This window comes from Enterobacter adelaidei (assembly GCF_041937165.1).
Taxonomy (GTDB): Bacteria; Pseudomonadota; Gammaproteobacteria; order Enterobacterales; family Enterobacteriaceae; genus Enterobacter; species Enterobacter adelaidei.
On sequence record NZ_CP154353.1, the window covers coordinates 3124926 to 3146332 of the forward strand.

Consider the following 21407-nt stretch of genomic DNA (forward strand, 5'->3'; position numbering starts at 1 on the left):
TCAAGAATAATTCTTATTTTTATTTACTCTCTCCTGCCTGGCGAAAGGTCAGGTTAAATCGGTACTCGCCAGTTAATGGGTGAACCCCGGGTTTCAGAGGCTGAATGCCGTGGTAAAACAGCCGCGCTTCCCTGCCCCACACCACCACATCGCCATGCTCTAGCATCAGGCGCTTGAGCGGGTCGTTGCGGCGTAACCCGCCGAACTGGAAGACCGCAGGCAGACCCAGGGAGACGGATACGATAGGCGCGCGCAGGTCAGGCTCATCCTTGTCCTGATGCAGCGAGAGCTTCGCGCCCACGGCGTAGCGGTTGATCAGACAAGCATCCGGGCGGAAGTCTGGATAATCCGCAGCCACGGCGGCCTCGTGGCAGAGAGACTGAAAAACAGCAGGTATGGGAGGCCACGGCTGACCGGTTAAGGGATCGACAGGGGCATACAAATAGCCCCGTTCGTTCGTCGCCCAACCGAGTTCTCCGCAGTTGGCCATTGCCACCGACATGGTGTAGCCTCCCGGCGTCACCATATGGCGAAACGGTGAAACGGCCGTTACCTCTTCAATACCGGCAAGCAGCGCCGCCGCACGTGAAAGTGCAAAGCGGCGGAGGATCACCGCGCCCGGAGCAAGTGGTTCCTGCCAGGGTTCAGCATCCGCAAAAAGATCGAGCATCATCCCTCCTGGTGTTCCGCCTCACGTTTCAGTAATAACGCTTTTCGTTCCGTTCCCCATCGGTAACCCGATAGCGCACCGTCATTGCGAACAACGCGATGGCAGGGGATCACAATCGCCAGTTTGTTTGCAGCGCAGGCTCCGGCAACGGCACGTACGGCATTGGGTTTACCAATTGCTTTTGCCACCTGCTGATAACTTGCCGTTTCACCGCAGGGAATGTCGCGAAGGGCCTGCCAGACGCGCTGCTGGAAAGCAGTTCCACGTATATCCAGCGGCAGTGACAGCGGCACTGCACGGTTATCAATACTGGCGATCACCTGGTGGGTCCGCAGCGCAAAAGCGTCTTCCAACGGTACGCGCTCTGCTTTTGGAAACAGCGTAGCAAGCTCTTCGGTTAATTCTGTATCGCTGTCACCCAGCAGTATCGCGCAGATCCCCCGCTCGCTTTCAGCAACCAGACAGAGTCCTAACGAACAGTCGTCAATGGCGTAACGCACGGCCACATCTCCTTTACGATACTGTTTCGCCGTCATACCCAGCGTATCGCTGGCTTTACGATAATAACTGCTGCTATCAGGAAATCCTGCCGCCAGCACGGCGTCGGTAATGTTGTCTCCCTGCGCAAGCGCCGTGCGCAGTCGCTGTCCCCGCGCCGCCTGCTGCCAGGCTTTTGGCGTCATACCCGTCACGGATTTAAACAGACGATGGAAATGGAAAGGACTCATGGCAACCTGGTTAGCCAGCTTTTCCAGTGTCAGGGTGGGATCCTGCTCCAGAAGGCGACAGGCGTGCTCTATTTTTGCCAGTTTCTGTTCCTGAGGATTGCCTTTGTCCGGCATGCAGCGCTTGCACGGGCGAAACCCTGCCTGAATGGCATGGTGGACATCAGCATAAAAGCAGACATTTTTACGCAGCGCGTGGCGGGCACGACAGGACGGACGACACACGATCCCCGTGGTCTGCACGGCAAAGACAAACTGTTCGTCAGCGCGTGGATCGCGGGCCAGCACGGCCTGCCAGCGCTCTTCATCGGTAATAAAGGTCGGGTTTTTCATCATCAACTCCTCTTACAAGCATACATACAGCGTGCCTGAGTGCCACTGATAAAAAACCCGCAACCTTGCTTTTTAATTTTTTTCGCTCACCAGGAAGCTGTTGAACTGCGGCGAATGCCAGGTTTTAAATCCGTCAGCCTCTTTGATGATCATATAAACCGCCAGCCCTTCCTGGCGAACCACCTCTTTGGCTTTCTCCGGTCCGAGTACCATTAACCCGGTATCCCAGGCATCGGCTTCCAGCGCAGTGGGTGCAATGACCGTCACCGAAACCAGATTATGGGTGATTGGGCGCCCGGTCTGTGGGTCAATGACATGCGAAATGCGTTTACCGTCAAGTTCGTAATAGTTACGGTAGCTTCCGGATGTGCTGATGCCATGCCCGTTGATATCCACCATCGCCTGCACGGCGTTTTGCCGATCGGTCGGCTTTTGGATGGCCACCCGCCAGGGCTTATCACTGGCGTTCATGCCGCGGCTCACTAAGGCGCCCCCCACAGACACCAGATAACGCGAAATCCCTTCCTGGGCCATCAGCGCTGCCAGGTGATCTGCCGCATAGCCTTCCCCAACCGTTGACAGGTCGACAAACAGATCGGGGATATCTTTTTGCAGGTACTGTTGACCGTACTGATTGATCACCGTCAGATGCTGTAGACCGGTTCTGGCACGGGCATCATCAATGGCTGCCTGATCGGGTGTGGTGACCGGCTGCTTGTTGGGGCCAAACCCCCAGAGATTTACCAGCGGTCCAACGGTGACGTCCATCGCTCCGCCGGTTTTGTAGCCCACGCGGAGTGACTCCGTCACGATATCGGCCATCGCTTCACTAACCGGCCACAGGGAAGTACTGCTTGAGAGATTAAAGCGCATCAGCGCCGAGTCATTTTTATACGTTGAAAGTAGCTGATCGTCGGCATCCAGTTGAGACTGTATTTTGCCACGGAGTTCGTCTGCGCGCGTTTTATCAAGGTTCATAACGCTGACGCGCCAGAAGGTGCCCATCGTTTTACCTTCAAGCACCGTCGCCGCAGGTGCATCGGCTTTCGCCACCGGCGGCGTGGAAGAGTCACAAGCGGTCAGGAAAAAAAAAGTAGCCAGAAAGCTGGCGCGTAAAAAAGTCATGTCCATTCATTATTATCCTCATGCCAGGGCGGCAAGAGTACACCAAAACGGGTAAGTTGTGAGATCCTAAAAAAACAGACTAAAAAGGGGCCATCAGGCCCCTTTGTCAAATTGCGAAGCGATTAGAACTGGTAAACCAGACCCAGCGCTACGATATCATCAGTACCGATACCAGCCTGTTTGGTGAAGTTGTTGTCATCCAGCAGGTTGATTTTGTAGTCCACATAGGTAGACATGTTTTTGTTGAAGTAGTAAGTCGCACCCACATCAACATATTTCAGCAGATCCTGATCGCCGTAAACTTCAATGTCCTTACCTTTAGACTGGAGGTAAGCCACGGAAGGACGCAGGCCGAAGTCGAACTGGTACTGAGCAACCACTTCAAAGTTCTGCGCTTTGTTGGCAAAGCCGTAAGCGGTAGTTGGGTTGCTGCCGTTAGAGGTACCGAAACGGGTTGCGTTGTAGGTCTGAGAGTACTGCGCTGCCAGATAGATGTTGTTGGCATCGTATTTCAGGCCACCAGAATAGACTTCTGCGTGATCGCCCTTACCGTATACGCCAGCTGCATTCTGGTCGGCGGTACGTTTGGAGGAGGACATTGCGCCGCCCACGCTGAAGCCTTCGCCCAGGTTATAGGTCACGGATGCACCGTAGCCGTCGCCGTTCTGGTTCAGCAGGCTGCGACCGTTAGTGTTTTCACCGCTTACGCTGCCGTTTTTGCCCTGATATTGCAGAGCAAAGTTCAGGCCGTCAACCAGACCAAAGAAGTCCTGGTTACGGTAGGTTGCAACGCCGTTAGCACGGGATTGCAGGAAGTTGTCTGCGCCGTAGGTATCGCCGCCAAATTCTGGCAGAACGTCAGTCCAGGAGGTTACGTCGTAGATTACGCCGTAGTTACGACCGTAATCGAAAGAACCCGCCTCAGCGAATTTCAGACCCGCGAACGCCACACGCGTCCAGGACTGGTTGTCACCTTCAGTGGTGTTGCCCTGGATCTGGTATTCCCACTGGCCGTAACCGGTCAGCTGATCGTTAACCTGAGTTTCGCCTTTGAAGCCAAGACGCATATAGGTCTTGTCGCCGTCGTTACCCTTGTCGTCAGAGAAATAGTGCAGACCATCGACTTTACCGTACAGATCTAATTTGTTGCCATCTTTGTTATAAATTTCGGCCGCATTTGCTGCGCCTGCTACCAGCAGTGCTGGTACCAGGAGGGACAGTACTTTAACTTTCATTTTATTAACCCTCTGTTATATGCCTTATAATTACCACTGCTTACTGGTTAACCCTCATTAACCAGTCGGCAATTTCATTCTCCGCAAAATTACAGAATAATCCAATGCGAATATGATACTAAAACTTTGAAGATGTTTCATTTATGCATCAACATGTTTCAATTTGTAAATATCAAGGAACTTTTACAAAGCACAAATAGCTTAGAAATTTAGCACGCATAATCAAACAGAAAAATCACCACATAAATATCAACGATTTACAATAAAATTCGTTACAGCACTGAATGACAAAACAAGATCGCGCCTAATCTCTAAAATAACCCCTGCTATCATCATTAACTTTATTTATTACCGTCATTCAGTTTTGAATGTCTGTTTATCCCTAATTCAACCGGATGCTTCGCATTCGGTTTTTTTTTACCTTTCTTTACGTAAATTTTCTTTTCCTGTGCTACCACCCTGAAATTGTAACGACTATTAACTAAATTCTCGCCGCGTATCCCCCGACGTGGAAAAAATGATGAAAAACTCAATTTCTTGTTAATTCGTGCTTTTTGCCATATAGCACTGTTTTATATTTGTACATTCCCGGTGAGTGTGTACATGTTTAGGACACTTTCCATCTCTGATATTACCTGTGGAAAAAGTCGTCGCTTCCAGACCAGTGGCGCTGGAAATTCAGTTATTACCCTTTATACTGCCCTATCGCGACAGAGCACGACCATCACAGGTTAGAGATATCAATGAGTCAGACTGAAACTACCGCCCCGAGCAAATTCTCCCTCCTCCCCGGGAGCATCACCCGTTTCTTTCTTCTTTTGATCGTTGTGCTGTTAGTCACCATGGGGGTTATGGTGCAGAGCGCGGTGAACGCCTGGCTAAAGGACAAAAGCTATCAGGTTGTTGATATCACCCATGCCGTACACAAACGCATTGATACCTGGCGCTACGCCACCTGGCAGATTTACGACAATATTGCGGCTGCGCCCGCAACCTCATCCGGGGATGGGCTGCAGGAGACACGTCTTAAGCAGGACGTCTATTATCTCGAAAAACCGCAGCGCAAAACGGAGGCACTTATCTTTGGCTCTCACGACAGTGCGACGCTGGAGATGACGCAGCGCATTTCGACCTATCTGGATACCCTTTGGGGAGCCGAAACCGTGCCGTGGTCGATGTACTATCTGAATGGTCAGGACAACAGCATGATCCTGATCTCGACGCTGCCGTTGAAAGATCTCTCTTCCGGGTTTAAAGAGACAACCGTGGGCAGCATCGTCGATTCCCGTCGGGCAGAGATGTTGCAGCAGGCAAATGCTCTCGATGAACGTGAGAGCTTCTCTTCCCTGCGTCGCCTGGCCTGGCAAAATGGTCACTATTTTACCCTGCGCACCACGTTCAACCAGCCAGGGCATCTGGCGACGGTGGTGGCCTTCGATTTGCCAATTAATGATTTAATCCCGCCGGATATGCCGCTCGACAGCTTCCGCCTTGAGCCAGACAGCAGCACACAGAATATGCGTGCGGCGTCTGACAAAGAGGCCGCAGAGAGCGTATCGATCTCTTTTAATGGCTCGAAAATTGAAATTGCCTCTTCGCTGAACTCAACCGGTATGCGTCTGGTGTGGCAGGTGCCGTTTGGCACGCTGTTGCTCGACACCCTGCAAAATATCCTGCTGCCTCTGCTGCTGAATATCGGTCTGCTGGCGCTGGCTCTGTTTGGCTACAGTACGTTTCGTTTCCAGCCGGGTCGTCAAAGCGACGCCTCTGCGGTTCCGGCGGGCACCACTAATGAGTTGCGCGTGTTACGTGCATTGAATGAAGAGATTGTTTCCGTGCTGCCGCTTGGGGTCTTAGTTCACGACCAGGAAGCGAATCGTACGGTGATGAGCAACAAAATTGCCGACCATCTGCTGCCGCATCTTAACCTGCAAAACATCACCACCATGGCGGATCAGCACCAGGGGGTGATTCAGGCCACCATCAACAATGAACTGTACGAGATCCGTCAGTTCCGCAGTCAAATCGCCCCACGCACGCAAATTTTCATTATCCGCGATCAGGATAGAGAAGTGCTGGTGAATAAAAAGCTGAAGCAGGCGCAAAGACTGTATGAGAAAAACCAGCAGGGGCGCGCGGCATTCATGCAGAATATTGGTGATGCCTTCAAACAGCCATTAAAAACGCTGGCAACCCAGGCGGCAGCGTTAAATACGTCAGAAAGCCACCAGCTTGCCAGCCAGGCCGACTCACTGGTTCGTATGGTTGATGAGATCCAACTGGCGAATATGCTGGAGAATGATTTCTGGAAAGGAACACCTACCCTCTTCTCCATTCAGAATCTGATCGATGAAGTGGTTCCGGAAGTCCTGCCCGTGATTAAGCGCAAAGGACTGCAACTGCTAATCAATAACCATTTATCCGCGAATGATGAACGTCATGGCGATCGCGAAGCACTGCGCCGCATTCTGCTGATGCTTATTCAGTATGCGGTGACCACCACGCAGATTGGCAAGATCACCCTGGAGGTGAGCACAGACGAGTCTGCTGAAGATCGTCTGACGTTCCGCATCCTGGACACCGGGGAAGGCGTCACAACGAGCGAAATTGATAATCTGCACTTCCCGTTCCTTAATGACACGCAGAGCGATCATTACGGCAAAGCCAATGCGCTGACCTTCTGGTTATGCGATCAACTGGCGCGTAAGCTTGGTGGTCACCTGAATATCAAGGCCCGTGAATCCCTCGGCACCCGGTACTCTCTGCACGTTAAAATGGCCGCCAATCCACAAGAAGAAGATGAAGAACGTCTGCTGGATGATGTTGTGGTGATGGTCGATGTGACCTCAAATGAGATCCGCAATATTGTGGTTCGTCAGTTAGAAAACTGGGGCGCGGCCTGCATCACGCCGGATGAAAGGCTGGCAAGTCAAGAATTTGATCTGTTTTTAACTGATAATCCGTCTAATCTTACTGCCTCCGGCTTGCTTTTAAGCGATGATGAGTCAGGCGTGCGGAAAATCGGCCCTGGCCAGCTGCGCGTCAACTTTAATATAAGCAATGCGATGCAGGAAGCTGTACTACAACTAATAGAAGAACAGCTGGCGCAGGAAGAGATAGCGGAATCCCCGCAAGGCAGCAATGAAAATGCCGAGCTTCACGCCAGCGGATATTATTCGCTCTTTGTTGATACAGTACCAGATGATGTTAAGCGGTTGTATACTGAGTCCGCTGCGAATGATTTTGCAGCGCTGGCACAGACAGCACACCGGCTTAAAGGGGTGTTTGCCATGCTTAATCTGGTTCCCGGCAAGCAGTTATGTGAAACGCTGGAACATCTAATTCGTGAGAAAGATGCCTCTGGCATTGAAAAATACATCAGCGACATTGACGCCTACGTCAAAAGCTTGCTGTAGCAAGGTAGCCTTATACATGAACAATATGAACGTAATTATTGCCGATGACCATCCGATTGTACTGTTCGGTATTCGCAAATCACTTGAACAGATCGAGTGGGTGAATGTAGTCGGTGAATTTGAAGACTCTACAGCACTGATCAATAACCTCCCAAAGCTTGATGCACACGTGCTCATTACCGATCTCTCCATGCCTGGGGACAAGTACGGTGATGGGATCACGCTCATCAAATATATTAAACGTCACTTCCCCGATATCTCGATTATCGTTCTGACCATGAACAACAACCCGGCGATCCTGAGCGCGGTGTTGGATCTGGATATCGAAGGCATTGTGCTGAAACAAGGCGCACCAACCGATCTGCCAAAAGCGCTCGCTGCGCTGCAGAAAGGCAAGAAATTCACGCCTGAGAGCGTCTCTCGCCTGCTGGAAAAAATCAGCGCAGGTGGCTACGGTGACAAACGCCTGTCGCCGAAAGAGAGCGAAGTACTGCGCCTGTTCGCCGAAGGTTTCCTGGTGACCGAAATTGCCAAGAAGCTGAACCGCAGTATAAAAACCATCAGCAGCCAGAAGAAATCAGCGATGATGAAGCTGGGTGTGGACAACGATATTGCCCTGCTGAACTATCTCTCCTCCGTCACGCTGAGCGCAACGGATAAGGATTGATTCCCTACGTGTGCCCCTCTCCCACAGGGAAGGGTGAAAACGTAAAGGCCCTTGCGGGCCTTTTTTTATATCCGCGTTTTTCTCACGCGATCCGCATAAACAGACAGTGTCTGCTTCAGCACATCCAGCGTCACCGGTTTTGATAAACAGCTGTCCATACCTGACTCAAGGCAGCGCTGTTTCTCTTCCGCCAGCGCGTTCGCCGTCACGCCCACAACCGGTAACGTCAGGCCAAGCTGGCGGATGCGCTGCGTCAGACGATAGCCATCCATGTTTGGCATGTTGACGTCGCTGAGAACGATATCAATATGATTTTTACTCAGTACATTCAGCGCATCCACGCCATCATTAGCCGTTTTGCACTGATAGCCAAGCGAACCCAGCTGGTCGGCCAGCAGGCGGCGGTTAATCGGATGGTCATCCACCACCAGAATCATCATATCGTCATTCACCGACGCCAGAGACTCCGGTGACGGTAATCCACCCGCGCCGTCACTCTCTTCCAGCTCCACTTTGTAGATGCGTGCCAGCAGGCTCATCAGCTCATGCGGCGTTGCTACGCTATGTACCCATTCTCCCGGCGCACGCTCAACCGGGATGCCGATGTGACGACGGCAGAAGAGTACCATCCCTCTTCCCTGCCACGGCTGTTCCGGCATATCGTCGGTAATCAACACATCGTCCACATCCGGTGTTTGACCTTCATAGCGGGACACCCTCACGCCGCTGTGAGTGAGCAGCGCAGTGAGATAGTCATTCAGTGAAGCATTATGCACCGCCAGCCAGCAGCGCTTATTGCTCAGGCCGTCAACCGTCGTTTTTGCCGGATACTGAGCCGAATAGAGCGGAATACGGATAGTGAACTGACTACCCATGCCGGGCTCAGTATCAACAGAGATATCGCCGTCCATCATGCTCACGAGCTTTTCACAGATTGCCAGCCCCAGCCCGGTGCCCTGGAAGTTACGCTGCACGCCGGTACCGACCTGGAAGAACGGGTCGAACAGACGAACCACTTCTTTCGCCGGAATACCCACTCCCGTGTCCCGCACGCGGATACTCAGGTAATCACCGGCCCGGCAAACGTGTAAAACAATACAGCCGATATCGGTGAATTTAATGGCATTGCTGAGCAGGTTAGAGATGACCTGCTGCAGGCGCATGGGATCGCCGTGCAATGTCAGCGGCACATCCGGTTCGATAAAACAGTAAAGCCCCAGCTGTTTACGCACCACCAGCGGAAGATAGTTGGCGCTGATGTGGTTCATGACTTCGCGCGGCGAGAACTCACGCGGCTCAATTTTCAGCTGCTCGGACTCAATTTTGGAGAAGTCGAGAATATCGCTGATGATTTTCAGCAGCAAGCTGGAGGAGTTGTTCATCGCCGTCACCAGCCGGTCGACGCCTTTCGGCAGCTCTTTCGTCTGCAGCAGATCGAGGTTACCGATAATCCCGTACAACGGCGTACGCAGCTCGTGGCTGACGGTCGCAAGGAACATGGATTTCGACTGGCTGGCCTGCTCTGCCGCCTGCGCCATCTCCTGCAACGACTCTTCCATCTTCACGCGTGCAGAGACATCCACCAGCACGCAAATCGCCACGTTTTCATTGCGATAGCGGGAATGCACAAAGCTGATCTGCAGGTTAGTGTGCGTGCTGGTCAGCACGTCGACAAAGTTAACCTGCTGACCGCAGATAATTTGCGTCAGCCTCTGCCGGTCTTCGTGCGTCAGCATGTTCAGGTAGTTATGTGCCAGTTCGTTACTCAGGATGTTGGTCCCGTCCTGGGTACGCAGAATACAGATCCCCACCGGCGCCGAGGCAACAATCTTGCGGTTAAACTGCTCGTGTTCCTCCAGCCGCTGGGCGTCGCTTTCGGCAGGAATAAAGATTTTCCGCTCATACATGCGCGCCAGCGTGAACAGCGCGCCCCCCACCAGCAGGTTGAGCAGAATCGCATTCATGATAAGAATACGTATCCGCTCAAGCACCATATCCACCGGCAGCGAATAGACGATACTCAGCGACGAAGGCGGCAGGCTCTTCTTCAGCACCAGTTCGCGGAACCCCGAGGTATAACCAAACCACGATCGCTCCTGCATCCAGTGCGGATCGACGTTTAAACGGTTGTCCGGCCCGGCAAGGGAGATAAGCTGATGTCCATTTTCATCAAGAATAGTCACCCCCATTGGCAGACTGCCTGGGGTGAAGAAGTTTTCCATACGAATGGTTTGTTCAATCCCCAGCAGCGCCTGCAGGCGATTGCCCAGATACACCGGCGTCAGGGCGTAGAAATAACCCACCCCCGTGCGCGGGCCCTGGCTTATCCAGAAGATGTTATTGCCGCGTTCATCCTGCGGTGCGTTGCGGTATTTCACGATGCGTTCGTGCAGGCTTTTCAACGCATCATCACGCTCGACGGGAAGATCGCGCAGGCCAAAATCCGCCACGCAGAGATTTTCACTGCCAATCAGGAACACGCGATTGAGATCATAAGCAGCAGAAAAATTGTCGCGCCAGTAGCGCATAAACCAGGCAAGAGACTCCAGCGATCCACGCCAGGTATTGCTCATGGTGGAACAATCGGAATCCGGGAACAGCGGCTGGAAGTCCGGGACTTCGGTTTTGTCGTTACGACCGCGAAGAGCAAGAATACCGTTCTCCGCCGTCAGACGATTTTCAGCAATGTACTTCAGCTCCTTCATTACATCAGACGTTCGCTGAATGTAGCGCTGGGCCTGGTCGGAGCTTAAATTAAACTCCTGGCGGATCTCCGCTTCTTTCTGATGCAGCGCGTTAACGATGTAAAACACCGAGAACAATGCCACCAGTAGCCAAAGCAAGAGCGCCAGCGCCCGAAACAGATAGCGAGAAACTTTCAGCGTAGTACGAAAGGAGACGAGGTATTTCAAGGGGGCGAGGCTCCGCCGTCGGGGTCAAAAAGAATGGGTTTAAGGTAGCGGTAAACGCGCCTTGTCGCAACGTTCACTTGTCTGCATCTGCAAAAGAAAAGGGCCGGAATCCGGCCCTATTTGCATCAGGAGACATTACTCGTCAGCGTCATCCGCTGCATCATCGTCGGTGTCGGCTTCTGGCGCGATTTCATCGTCGCCCTCTGCTGCGCTTCCGTCGATAGAGTCGAGCTCTTCGTCATCCACCGGCTCTGCAACACGCTGCAGGCCCACAACGTTTTCATCTTCCGCAGTACGGATGAGGATCACGCCCTGGGTGTTACGACCCACCACGCTGATCTCAGAAACGCGCGTACGCACCAGCGTACCGGCATCGGTGATCATCATGATCTGGTCGGTATCATCTACCTGAACCGCGCCCACAACAGAACCGTTGCGCTCGGTGACTTTGATAGAGATAACGCCCTGCGTGCCGCGAGACTTGGTTGGGTATTCCCCTTCCGCCGTACGTTTACCGTAACCATTCTGCGTCACGGTCAGGATAGCCCCTTCACCGCGCGGAATAATCAGGGAAACCACAGAGTCTTCGCCAGCCAGCTTGATACCACGAACGCCCGTAGCGGTACGACCCATTGCACGGACGGCGTTCTCTTTAAAGCGCACCACTTTACCGGCCGCAGAGAACAGCATCACTTCATCCGAACCGGAGGTCAGATCCACGCCAATCAGCTCATCGCCTTCGTTCAGGTTCACAGCGATGATACCCGCAGAACGTGGGCGGCTGAACTCGGTGAGCGCGGTTTTCTTCACGGTACCGCTGGCGGTCGCCATAAAGACGTTCACACCCTCTTCGTACTCGCGTACCGGCAGAATGGCGGTAATACGTTCGTTCGCTTCCAGCGGAAGCAGGTTAACGATTGGACGACCACGCGCGCCACGGCTCGCTTCCGGCAACTGGTAGACCTTCATCCAGTACAGACGACCACGACTTGAGAAGCAGAGGATCGTGTCATGAGTGTTCGCTACCAGCAGGCGGTCAATAAAGTCTTCTTCTTTAATACGTGCCGCAGACTTACCTTTACCGCCACGACGCTGTGCTTCGTAGTCGGTTAACGGCTGATACTTCACGTAGCCCTGGTGAGACAGGGTCACAACAACGTCTTCCTGGTTGATCAGGTCTTCGATGTTGATGTCCGCGGTGTTCGCGGTGATTTCGGTGCGACGCTCATCGCCGAACTGATCGCGGACCAGCTCCAGCTCTTCACGGATCACTTCCATCAAACGTTCTGCGCTACCCAGGATGTGCAGCAGCTCAGCAATCTGTTCCAGCAGTTCTTTGTATTCGTCGAGCAGTTTTTCATGCTCAAGGCCGGTCAGTTTCTGCAGACGCAGATCCAGAATCGCCTGGGCCTGCTGTTCAGTCAGGTAGTATTGACCGTCACGCACGCCGAACTCGGGTTCCAGCCACTCAGGACGCGCAGCATCATCACCCGCACGTTCCAGCATTGCTGCAACGTTACCCAGATCCCACGGACGGGAAATCAGTGCCGCTTTCGCTTCTGCCGGGGTTGGCGCACGACGGATCAGTTCGATGATCGGGTCGATGTTAGCCAGGGCAACCGCCAGCGCTTCAAGGATGTGCGCACGGTCGCGCGCTTTGCGCAGTTCAAAGATGGTACGACGAGTCACCACTTCACGGCGGTGACGCACGAACGCGCTCAGGATCTCTTTCAGGTTCATGATCTTCGGCTGACCATGGTGCAGTGCAACCATGTTGATACCGAAGGAAACCTGGAGCTGAGTCTGGGAGTACAGGTTGTTCAGAACAACTTCACCCACCGCGTCGCGTTTGATTTCAATCACGATGCGCATGCCGTCTTTATCAGACTCATCACGCAGCGCGCTGATACCTTCAACACGTTTTTCTTTTACCAGCTCGGCGATTTTTTCAATCAGACGCGCTTTGTTCACCTGATACGGGATCTCGTGAACAATGATCGTTTCACGGCCGGTTTTGGCGTCCGCTTCCACTTCAGCGCGGGCACGGATGTAAATCTTGCCGCGACCGGTGCGGTACGCTTCTTCAATACCACGACGACCGTTGATGATCGCCGCCGTCGGGAAGTCCGGGCCCGGGATGTGTTCCATCAGCCCTTCAATACTGATGTCTTCATCGTCGATATACGCCAGGCAACCGTTGATCACTTCCGTGATGTTGTGTGGCGGAATGTTGGTTGCCATACCGACGGCGATACCGGACGAACCGTTCACCAGCAGGTTAGGGATTTTCGTTGGCATAACGTCAGGAATTTTTTCCGTGCCGTCGTAGTTATCAACGAAATCAACCGTCTCTTTTTCCAGGTCGGCCATCAGCTCATGGGCAATCTTCGCCAGACGGATTTCCGTATAACGCATTGCCGCGGCGGAGTCGCCGTCGATAGAACCAAAGTTACCCTGACCATCTACCAGCATGTAACGCAGCGAGAATGGCTGCGCCATACGGACGATAGTGTCGTACACCGCGGAATCACCATGAGGATGGTATTTACCGATTACGTCACCAACGACACGGGCAGATTTTTTGTAGGCTTTATTCCAGTCATTGCCCAATACGTTCATGGCGTATAGTACGCGACGGTGTACCGGCTTCAGGCCATCGCGGACGTCCGGCAGCGCACGGCCAACAATGACCGACATCGCATAGTCCAGATAGGAGCTCTTCAGCTCTTCCTCGATGTTAACCGGTGTAATTTCTCTCGCAAGGTCGCTCATCTAACCGCTATCCCTCTACTGTATCCCGGATTCAAAGGTCGCAAATTATAACACAGCCGAGGTGATTGAGGTAAACCTATACGCTTTATTCACAGGGATTGCCTGATATACTCATTCGTCTTGCTAAATAAGGAGTAAAAGCGCCCATGAATGCCGAAAAATCCCCGGTGTCTCACAACGTTGACCATGAAGAGATTGCCAAATTTGAAGCGGTGGCGTCCCGCTGGTGGGATCTCGAGGGTGAGTTCAAACCTCTGCACCGTATTAACCCGCTGCGTCTGGGCTACATCGCGGAGCGTTCCGGCGGTCTGTTCGGTAAGAAAGTGCTCGATGTCGGTTGCGGTGGCGGTATCCTGGCAGAGAGCATGGCGCGCGAAGGGGCGACTGTCACGGGTCTGGACATGGGCTTTGAGCCGCTGCAGGTTGCCCGTCTCCATGCCCTGGAGTCCGGCATAAAGGTGGAATACGTGCAGGAAACCGTGGAAGAGCACGCGGCCAAACATGCGCATCAGTACGATGTGGTGACCTGCATGGAGATGCTGGAGCACGTTCCCGATCCGCAGTCCGTGGTGCACGCCTGCGCAAAACTGGTGAAACCCGGTGGACAAGTCTTCTTCTCGACCATCAACCGTAATGGTAAAGCCTGGCTGATGGCCGTCGTCGGCGCAGAGTATGTGCTGCGCATGGTGCCGAAAGGGACACACGACGTGAAGAAATTCATTAAGCCTGCTGAGTTACTGAGCTGGGTTGACCAGACGTGGCTTAAAGAGCAACACATCACCGGTCTGCATTTCAATCCATTGACCGATAAATTCAAACTCGCACCGGGCGTGGATGTTAACTATATGTTGCATACAACTGCCAAAAACGACTAACGTCATCTGTTATTCTTATAAAGATTGCGCGACATCATGTTGCGCAATTCTGACCGCCCGTAGAAGAAATCAGCACTCGATCAAATTTTGAATTTTTTTTCTTAATTATTGACATGTCTTCCAGGCCTTACGGTACGAGGACTTAGCCTTTTTTACGCTTTCACAACCTCAATTTAACGTCAAAATCAACCCTTGTGCTGAAAAGAATCGATACTAGAATACTCACCATATAGCGTTTTTCTTATCGCAAACCCCCTATATGTAGTATTTATCCACAGAGTTAGTCACAAGACGGATCTGTGGATAAACGGGGGATATTTTTTATTTCACGGACAGGTAAAACCCACATGAATCAGAGTCTGCTGGTGACAAAGCGCGACGGTACCACCGAGCGTATCAATCTGGACAAAATCCATCGAGTTCTCGACTGGGCAGCAGAAGGACTGAACAACGTATCTATCTCCCAGGTTGAACTGAAATCTCACATCCAGTTCTACGACGGCATCAAAACGTCTGATATCCATGAAACCATCATTAAAGCGGCGGCGGATCTGATCTCCCGTGAAGCACCGGATTATCAGTACCTGGCTGCACGCCTGGCCATTTTCCACCTGCGCAAAAAAGCCTACGGCCAGTTTGAGCCGCCTGCGCTTTACGATCACGTAGTGAAAATGGTTGAGCTGGGCAAATACGACACGCATCTGCTGGAAGACTATACGGAAGAAGAGTTCGAGCAGATGAACGGGTTTATCGATCACTGGCGCGACATGAACTTCTCCTACGCGGCGGTGAAGCAGCTCGAAGGCAAATACCTGGTTCAAAACCGTGTGACCGGTGAGATCTACGAAAGCGCCCAGTTCCTCTATATTCTGGTGGCCGCTTGCCTGTTCTCTAACTACCCACGTGAAACCCGTCTGGAATACGTGAAGCGTTTCTATGATGCGGTATCCACGTTCAAAATTTCTCTGCCTACGCCAATCATGTCTGGCGTGCGCACCCCTACCCGCCAGTTCAGCTCCTGCGTGCTGATCGAGTGTGGTGACAGCCTGGATTCTATCAACGCCACCTCCAGCGCCATTGTGAAATACGTTTCCCAGCGTGCTGGTATCGGTATCAACGCCGGTCGCATCCGTGCTCTGGGCAGCCCAATTCGCGGCGGTGAAGCATTCCACACCGGCTGTATCCCGTTCTATAAGCACTTCCAGACGGCGGTTAAATCCTGCTCTCAGGGCGGCGTACGCGGCGGTGCTGCGACCCTGTTCTACCCGATGTGGCACCTGGAAGTGGAAAGCCTGCTGGTACTGAAAAACAACCGTGGCGTGGAAGGCAACCGCGTGCGTCACATGGACTATGGCGTACAGATCAACAAACTGATGTACACCCGTCTGCTGAAAGGTGAAGACATCACCCTGTTCAGCCCGTCTGACGTCCCTGGCCTGTACGACGCGTTCTTCGCTGATCAGGATGAGTTCGAACGTCTGTACACCAAATACGAAAAAGACGACAGTATCCGTAAACAGCGTGTGAAAGCGGTAGACCTGTTCTCTCTGATGATGCAGGAACGTGCCTCTACCGGCCGTATCTACATCCAGAACGTTGACCACTGCAACACCCACAGCCCGTTTGATCCGGCTGTTGCGCCAGTGCGCCAGTCTAACCTGTGCCTGGAAATCGCCCTGCCGACCAAGCCGCTGGACGATGTTAACGACGAAAACGGTGAAATTGCGCTGTGTACGCTGTCTGCGTTCAACCTGGGTGCGATTAAGAGCCTCAACGAGCTGGAAGAGCTGGCCGTGCTGGCGGTTCGTGCGCTGGATGCCCTGCTGGACTACCAGGATTACCCAATCCCGGCCGCTAAACGTGGTGCAATGGGTCGTCGTACCCTGGGCATTGGCGTGATCAACTTTGCCTACTGGCTGGCGAAAAACGGCAAGCGTTACTCTGACGGCAGCGCCAACAACCTGACCCACCAGACGTTTGAAGCTATTCAGTATTATCTGATGAAAGCGTCCAACGAGCTGGCGAAAGAGCAAGGTGCGTGCCCGTGGTTTAACGAAACCACCTACGCGAAAGGCATTATGCCGATCGATACCTACAAAAAAGATCTGGACGCGATTGTCAGCGAGCCGCTGCATCTGGACTGGGAAGGCCTTCGCGAATCCATTAAGACTTATGGCCTGCGTAACTCCACGCTCTCTGCCCTGATGCCGTCTGAGACCTCTTCGCAGATCTCTAACGCCACCAACGGTATCGAGCCACCTCGCGGCCACGTCAGCATTAAAGCGTCGAAAGACGGTGTTCTGCGCCAGGTGGTGCCGGATTACGAGACGCTGGGTAACAACTACGAGCTGCTGTGGGAAATGCCAAACAACGACGGCTACCTGCAGCTGGTTGGGATCATGCAGAAGTTTATCGACCAGTCGATCTCTGCAAACACCAACTACGACCCAACGCGCTTCCCGTCAGGTAAGGTACCGATGCAGCAACTGCTGAAAGACCTGCTCACTGCCTATAAATTTGGCGTGAAAACCCTGTACTATCACAACACCCGAGATGGTGCAGAAGACGCGCAGGACGACCTTGTACCGTCAATTCAGGACGATGGCTGCGAAAGCGGCGCATGTAAGATCTAATAAAGGGCGGGGATTTCCCCGCCTTTATTTCGTAAGACAGGACTCCAATTCATGGCATACACCACCTTTTCACAGACGAAAAACGACCAGCTCAAAGAGCCGATGTTCTTCGGCCAGCCAGTCAACGTGGCACGCTACGATCAGCAAAAATATGACATCTTCGAAAAGCTGATTGAAAAGCAACTCTCCTTCTTCTGGCGCCCGGAAGAGGTTGACGTCTCCCGCGACCGTATTGATTACCAGTCGCTGCCGGATCACGAAAAACATATCTTCATCAGCAACCTGAAGTACCAGACACTGCTGGACTCCATTCAGGGCCGCAGCCCGAACGTGGCGCTGCTGCCGCTGATCTCCATTCCGGAACTGGAAACCTGGGTGGAAACCTGGGCGTTCTCTGAGACGATCCACTCCCGTTCTTACACCCATATCATTCGCAATATCGTTAACGATCCGGCGGTGGTGTTTGACGATATCGTCACTAACGAGCAGATCCAGAAACGCGCAGAAGGCATTGCTCACTACTACGACGAACTGATCGAGATGACCAGTTACTGGCATCTGCTGGGCGAAGGCACCCATAACGTGAACGGCAAAACTGTTACCGTGAACCTGCGTGCGCTGAAAAAACAGCTGTATCTGTGCCTGATGAGCGTCAACGCGCTGGAAGCCATTCGCTTCTACGTGAGCTTTGCCTGCTCTTTCGCCTTTGCCGAACGCAAGCTGATGGAAGGTAACGCCAAAATCATCCGTCTTATCGCCCGTGACGAAGCCCTGCACCTGACCGGCACCCAGCACATGCTGAACTTGCTGCGCAGCGGCGTGGACGACCCGGAAATGGCGGAAATCGCCGAAGAGTGCAAACAGGAGTGCTATGACCTGTTCGTGCTGGCGGCCCAGCAGGAGAAAGAGTGGGCAGACTACCTGTTCCGCGACGGCTCCATGATTGGCCTGAACAAAGACATTCTGTGCCAGTATGTTGAGTACATCACCAACATCCGTATGCAGGCTGTCGGTCTCGACCTGCCGTTCCAGACGCGCTCCAACCCCATCCCGTGGATCAACACCTGGCTGGTGTCCGATAACGTGCAGGTTGCGCCGCAGGAAGTGGAAGTGAGTTCTTACCTGGTCGGTCAGATTGACTCCGAAGTTGATACTGACGACCTGAGCAACTTCCAGCTCTGATGACACGCGTAACGCTACGTCTTTCTGGCACCGAAGTGCTGTGTCAGGAAGAGCACCCTTCTCTGCTGGTGGCGCTTGAGGCGAACCAGGTGGCGGTTGAGTATCAGTGTCGTGAAGGCTATTGCGGCTCCTGTCGCTGCCGTCTGGTGACCGGCCAGGTGGACTGGCTGACCGAGCCGCTGGCCTTTATCAGTGAAGGGGAAATTTTGCCCTGCTGCTGCCGGGCAAAAGGCGATATCGAGATCGAGATGTAAAAAAGGGCCTTACGGCCCTTTTTCTATTTTAAGAACGTCACTGCTTTATCCGGGAAATCCGTAAACAGTCCGTCCACGCCCGCCTGGTTATACAGCACGTCGTAGAGCTGATTCACGTCCGTGGCATACGGCGGCAACTGGTCTGCACGCACCGTGTACGGATGGACCTGCATCTTGCTGGCATGCGCCTCTTTCACCATCGCCGTCAACTTCACGTGCCCCGGCGTTGAGCCTTCCGCCACCAGCATGTGATAATCCGGCCCGATGCCATCGGCGTACTGCGCTATCTGCTTCATCGCCCCCGGCTTAAACATCCAGTCGTAGTTGTAGTTCACCCACTTCCCGTCCGGCTGCTTCTCCTGGGTTTCGTTCCAGTCGGTATAGGCAATCAGCTGCACCAGATTGAGATCCATCCCCCTCTTCGGCTCCAGCTCGGTTTTGATGCGCTTCAACTCAGCGGCGTCAAAACACTGCAGATACACCTTGTCCTTTTTGCTGGTGTATCCGTACTGCTTCAGTACGTCCAGCGTTTTGGCCGCAATGTCTTTCCCTTCCTGGTGGTGGAACCACGGCGCTTTGATTTCCGGGTAGATACCGATATTTTTACCGGTTGAGTGGTTCAGCCCCTGAACAAACTCAATCTCTTCCTGGAAGGTATGGATCCGGAAGTCAGATTTGCCCATCGGGAAGCGTCCCGGATAAACCTGCACCTTTTTGCCGTTTTCGAGCTCAAAGCCTTCGGTAAATTTCAGCGAGCGAATTTCCGCCAGCGTGAAGTCGATGGCGTAGAAACGGCCATCTTTGCGGGCGCGGTCCGGGAAACGCTCCGCCACGTCCGTCACGCGGTCAAGATAGTGGTCATGCAGGACGACCAGCTGGTCGTCCTTCGTCATCACCAGATCCTGCTCCAGGTAATCCGCGCCCTGCGCATAGGCCATCGCTTTTGCCGGGAGCGTATGCTCCGGCAGATAGCCGCTTGCGCCGCGGTGGGCAATAACGATTTTATCTGCCGCCAGCGCGGAGCCTGTCATCAGGCCTGCCAGCAGCAGACTGGTAGCTAACTGAGTTAATTTCATCGCAATGCTCCTTATTGACGACGCGCCAGCACTTCAGCGTGGTGACGTTTTTCGCCGATCATCACAACAATCAGCAGCAGAACCGCCAGCACGCTACCGCCAATCATCACCATAAAGCCGCCGTCCCAGCCGAAGAAGTCAACGGTATAGCCCACAATGGCGCTTGCCGCGACCGACCCGCCGAGGTAGCCAAACAGGCCGGTAAAGCCTGCCGCCGTGCCCGCCGCTTTTTTCGGCGCCAGCTCCAGGGCGTGCAGACCAATCAGCATTACCGGACCGTAAATCAGGAAGCCGATGACGATCATGCAGGCCATGTCCACACCCGGATTGCCCGGCGGGTTAAGCCAGTACACCACGGTGGCGATGGTCACCAGAGTCATAAAGAACACGCCCGTCGCGCCACGGTTGCCTTTAAACACTTTGTCCGACATCCAGCCGCAAAGCAACGTGCCTGGGATCCCGGCATATTCGTACAGGAAGTAGGCCCAGGAGGATTTATCCAGCGCGAAGTGCTTCACCTCTTTCAGGTAGGTTGGCGACCAGTCGAGGATGCCGTAGCGCAGCAGGTAAACGAACACGTTTGCCACCGCGATGTACCACAGCAGCTTGTTCGGCAGGACGTACTTCATGAAGATCTGTTTTGCCGTCAGCTCTTCTTCGTGCTCCTTGCTGTAATCATCCGGATAGTCGTTTTTGTACTCTTCGATCGGAGGCAAACCGCAGGACTGAGGCGTGTCGCGCATCAGCGCGAAAGCGATAATCGCCACGACGATAGCACCAAAAGCAGGCATGTAGAGCGCCGCGTGCCAGTCGTTGAACCAGGCCATCCCCAACAGGAACAGCAGCGGTGGAATACCGCCTCCCACGTTATGCGCACAGTTCCATACCGACACGATGCCGCCACGTTCCTTCTGCGACCACCAGTGCACCATGGTGCGTCCGCATGGTGGCCATCCCATTCCCTGGAACCAGCCGCAGAGGAACAGCAGCACGAACATGATGGCAATACTGGAGGTTGCCCACGGCACAAAGCCCATAAACAACATCACCGCAGCCGCCAGGATCAGACCGGCTGGCAGAAACACACGCGGGTTCGAGCGATCCGACACGGAACCCATGATGAATTTGGAAAAACCGTAGGCAATCGAAATTCCCGACAGCGCAAACCCTAAATCCCCCCGCGAAAAGCCCTGCTCCACCAGATACGGCATGGCGAGGGCGAAGTTTTTACGCACAAGGTAGTACGCCGCGTACCCGAAGAAAATCCCCAGGAAAATTTGCCAACGCAGACGACGGTATAGCGGATCAATTTCTGCCTCAGGCAGACGCGCACGATGCGGCGCGGGTTTGAAGATACTGAGCATGACAGCCTCCGTGGCCATGTATTGAATTTACAGGGGTTTTACTGCCCCATACTCCAGAGAGGCGGCGATGTTAAGAAATCACGGTGATTGTTACTGTGAATCAACGCACAGATTGTTACAGAAATATGACAGAATGCGCAAAAAAGCGCATGAAATCACGTTTCACTT

Annotated in this window: 14 protein-coding genes; 6 read left to right on the forward strand and 8 right to left on the reverse strand. The window is 53.4% G+C overall.

What is annotated here, in order from left to right; all coding sequences use genetic code 11:
• Positions 1 to 19: 19 nt before the first annotated feature.
• The 4 genes from alkB to AAHF05_RS15145 all read right to left on the reverse strand — a co-directional run bounded on the left by alkB (position 20) and on the right by AAHF05_RS15145 (position 4088).
• On the reverse strand, positions 20 to 670 hold the full coding sequence (gene alkB / locus AAHF05_RS15130; protein ID WP_028016277.1) for a DNA oxidative demethylase AlkB: 651 nt from the start codon (positions 668 to 670) through the stop codon (positions 20 to 22).
• Positions 670 to 1728, reverse strand: coding sequence for a bifunctional DNA-binding transcriptional regulator/O6-methylguanine-DNA methyltransferase Ada (gene ada / locus AAHF05_RS15135; protein ID WP_049006423.1), 1059 nt, complete (start codon positions 1726 to 1728; stop codon positions 670 to 672). Before ada ends, alkB begins: the two co-directional genes overlap by 1 nt.
• A 72-nt stretch (positions 1729 to 1800) precedes the next feature.
• A complete protein-coding gene (gene apbE / locus AAHF05_RS15140) occupies positions 1801 to 2859 on the reverse strand; it encodes an FAD:protein FMN transferase ApbE (protein ID WP_028016275.1) in 1059 nt (352 codons plus the stop codon).
• Between the two features lie 116 nt (positions 2860 to 2975).
• Positions 2976 to 4088, reverse strand: coding sequence for a porin OmpC (locus AAHF05_RS15145; RefSeq protein ID WP_028016274.1), 1113 nt, complete (start codon positions 4086 to 4088; stop codon positions 2976 to 2978).
• A gap of 743 nt (positions 4089 to 4831) precedes the next feature.
• On the opposite strand from AAHF05_RS15145, the gene rcsD reads away from it, so the two are divergent.
• Together rcsD and rcsB are read left to right on the forward strand one after the other, a co-directional pair.
• The gene (rcsD, locus tag AAHF05_RS15150; protein ID WP_028016273.1) at positions 4832 to 7504 is read left to right on the forward strand and encodes a phosphotransferase RcsD; all 2673 of its coding nucleotides are present in this window, start codon (positions 4832 to 4834) and stop codon (positions 7502 to 7504) included.
• Positions 7505 to 7520: 16 nt separating this feature from the next.
• Positions 7521 to 8171: a response regulator transcription factor RcsB gene (gene rcsB, locus AAHF05_RS15155; protein WP_003859405.1), complete on the forward strand. Its 651-nt coding sequence runs from the start codon at positions 7521 to 7523 to the stop codon at positions 8169 to 8171.
• A gap of 65 nt (positions 8172 to 8236) precedes the next feature.
• Here the strand turns inward: rcsB and rcsC are convergent, their stop codons facing one another.
• Both rcsC and gyrA read right to left on the reverse strand, forming a co-directional pair.
• Positions 8237 to 11083: a two-component system sensor histidine kinase RcsC gene (gene rcsC, locus AAHF05_RS15160; RefSeq protein ID WP_129324232.1), complete on the reverse strand. Its 2847-nt coding sequence runs from the start codon at positions 11081 to 11083 to the stop codon at positions 8237 to 8239.
• Positions 11084 to 11218: 135 nt separating this feature from the next.
• Positions 11219 to 13855: a DNA topoisomerase (ATP-hydrolyzing) subunit A gene (gyrA, locus tag AAHF05_RS15165; protein WP_049006420.1), complete on the reverse strand. Its 2637-nt coding sequence runs from the start codon at positions 13853 to 13855 to the stop codon at positions 11219 to 11221.
• A gap of 146 nt (positions 13856 to 14001) precedes the next feature.
• Between gyrA and ubiG the strand changes: the two genes are divergently transcribed.
• The 4 genes from ubiG (at position 14002) to yfaE (ending at position 18799) form a co-directional block, all read left to right on the forward strand.
• Complete coding sequence (ubiG, locus tag AAHF05_RS15170; protein ID WP_028016270.1) at positions 14002 to 14730, forward strand: bifunctional 2-polyprenyl-6-hydroxyphenol methylase/3-demethylubiquinol 3-O-methyltransferase UbiG; 729 nt, start codon at positions 14002 to 14004, stop codon at positions 14728 to 14730.
• A 347-nt stretch (positions 14731 to 15077) separates the two neighbouring features.
• On the forward strand, positions 15078 to 17363 hold the full coding sequence (gene nrdA, locus AAHF05_RS15175) for a class 1a ribonucleoside-diphosphate reductase subunit alpha (protein WP_049006418.1): 2286 nt from the start codon (positions 15078 to 15080) through the stop codon (positions 17361 to 17363).
• A 51-nt stretch (positions 17364 to 17414) separates the two neighbouring features.
• Positions 17415 to 18545: a class Ia ribonucleoside-diphosphate reductase subunit beta gene (nrdB, locus tag AAHF05_RS15180; protein ID WP_028016268.1), complete on the forward strand. Its 1131-nt coding sequence runs from the start codon at positions 17415 to 17417 to the stop codon at positions 18543 to 18545.
• On the forward strand, positions 18545 to 18799 hold the full coding sequence (gene yfaE / locus AAHF05_RS15185; protein WP_028016267.1) for a class I ribonucleotide reductase maintenance protein YfaE: 255 nt from the start codon (positions 18545 to 18547) through the stop codon (positions 18797 to 18799). Before nrdB ends, yfaE begins: the two co-directional genes overlap by 1 nt.
• 23 nt (positions 18800 to 18822) lie before the next feature.
• Here yfaE and glpQ read toward each other — a convergent pair whose 3' ends face one another.
• On the reverse strand, positions 18823 to 19875 hold the full coding sequence (gene glpQ / locus AAHF05_RS15190; RefSeq protein ID WP_129324230.1) for a glycerophosphodiester phosphodiesterase: 1053 nt from the start codon (positions 19873 to 19875) through the stop codon (positions 18823 to 18825).
• A gap of 11 nt (positions 19876 to 19886) precedes the next feature.
• Positions 19887 to 21239, reverse strand: a complete 1353-nt coding sequence (gene glpT, locus AAHF05_RS15195; RefSeq protein WP_108090815.1) for a glycerol-3-phosphate transporter — start codon at positions 21237 to 21239, stop codon at positions 19887 to 19889.
• Between the last annotated feature and the right edge of the window lie 168 nt (positions 21240 to 21407).